This window comes from Mariniflexile jejuense (assembly GCF_042675665.1).
Lineage (GTDB): Bacteria > Bacteroidota > Bacteroidia > Flavobacteriales > Flavobacteriaceae > Mariniflexile > Mariniflexile jejuense.
In genome coordinates this window covers 1-1,821 of sequence record NZ_JBHTJI010000032.1, presented here as the reverse complement: position 1 = coordinate 1,821, position 1,821 = coordinate 1, and the positions used below count along the sequence as shown (strand labels likewise).

Below are 1,821 nucleotides of genomic sequence, written 5' to 3'. Positions count from 1 at the left end.
CGTTACCAGCAAGCTGAACAGAAACCTATGACAAAAAATTTGACCTTTATTTTATTGATTTTAATATCAATAACAAGTTGCGCTCAAGAAAGCGTTGTTTTCAAAACAAAATTCAAACCAAACAAAAAATATCAAACTCAACTCAAAACAACTTCTCACACGGAAATTGAATTCATTGCTGACCAACAGATAATGGATAGAATAAAAAGTCAAGGAATCGAATTGCCAATGATTACGGAAAGTGAAACAAATATGACGACTGATATTATCACTCAAAATCTTGACGAAAAAGGAGAGTTTCCTGCAACTATGGAATATGGAAAAATGATTTCTACGACAACAATCAGCGGGAAAACAACAACGGAAGAAAAGCCATATTCTGGAATGAAAATTTTAGGAAAATATGATGTTGAAAATAAATTCAAGGTTGATACAATAATTGGCGACAAAGTTTCTCAACAAATGAGAAGTGTCTTAAAAACAACTTTAGAAAGCGTTCAACAAACAATTAAGTTCCCAGAAAAACCAATGAAAGTTGGCGACAAATTTAATAGTGAAATTCCAATGTCAATTCCAATGGAAGGAATGAATCCAATTTCCGTAAAAATAGATATGGAATATTTACTAACCGAAATTAAAAACGGAAAAGCATTTTTTGACATTAAACAAACCGTTGGACTAGATATGAGCCAAGAGCAATTAAATGTTATTGCAAGCGGAACTGGAACTGGAACATCAGAATTTGATATTAAAGAGAATTATTTGACAAAATACAAATCTGAATTGCCAATGGATATGACAATTAAGGTTAATGAAAGAATGACTATGAAAATGAAAATGACTACTACATCTGAACAAAATGTAGTGATTGAATAATAAAAAGCCAGCTGGTAACAATGTATAACCGCAATTACGGCGGATTCGACTACGTCCGAATCCACTCGGAATTGCTAAAGTCAGTTCCAAACCGAAAATTAACGCATATTAACCCGTAACTGACGGTTATACGAGACCGTTGTAAACCATTATGAAATACCGAATACTTATGCTTCTATCAGTAATGAATTTATTAGGTTTTGGACAGTCAAAAAATGAAAATAAGCCACAAACAGAAAACGAACTAAAGACAGAAGAAATATTTAACATTGGAGACTATAATTTCTATTTCAATAAATCAAAGTGCATAGTCGAGTATGACAAAAACAAAGTAACTGACATCACCTTTGTTGGAAATGAGGAAATATTTGAAAAACTTGATGAAAAAGATGATTTTGAATTTAAGGATTTTATTTATCCGCCTGAGCTATACATTCGGAATTTGACACTTGAAAAAAATATGGAAACCAAAATTACGGAAAACAATCATTTGGATTCTGAAGTTGGACTTTATTTTGGAGAACACGGCTATGTTGAGGCTCAAGTATTTATAAAAGATGGATGGATTAGAATAATTGGATTTGGAGAAGTATATGGAAAAAAGTATCCAATCAAAATTAATTTTAAATTATAGAAAATTATTTAGTGAGTAAACTGACTTTAATACGAGAAATTAAATCTGAAAGAAAAACGGTTTACAACACTGTGTATAATTAATTGCTTTGGCAAGTGCTTATTTGGAAAATTCCTTCGGAATTTTCTCGCGTTCGTTTTTGTTTACTAAATTAGTTGCTTAAACACGCAACTAACTATACACAAAACCGTTGGCAAACATTAGAGAAATGAAGAAACTACTAATAATATTCATTTTAATTTCAAAAATTGGATTTGGACAAGATAACAAATACCTTTCTGAAAATTATGAATTTAAAAACGGTGAAATTG

The 1,821-nt window shown here is 30.9% G+C and carries 2 protein-coding genes; both read left to right on the top strand.

Annotated elements, in window-relative coordinates; all coding sequences use genetic code 11:
• A partial coding sequence (locus ACFQ1R_RS13090; RefSeq protein WP_379926714.1) for a hypothetical protein occupies positions 1-876 on the top strand: 876 nt, incomplete at its 5' end.
• 151 nt (positions 877-1,027) lie between these two features.
• On the top strand, positions 1,028-1,510 hold the full coding sequence (locus tag ACFQ1R_RS13085; protein ID WP_379926713.1) for a hypothetical protein: 483 nt from the start codon (positions 1,028-1,030) through the stop codon (positions 1,508-1,510).
• The last annotated feature ends 311 nt before the right edge of the window (positions 1,511-1,821 follow it).

Coding starts and splice junctions, on each gene's coding strand:
- ACFQ1R_RS13085 (WP_379926713.1), top strand. CDS start 1,028: ATGAAATACCGAATACTTATGCTTCTATCAGTAATGAATTTATTAGGT.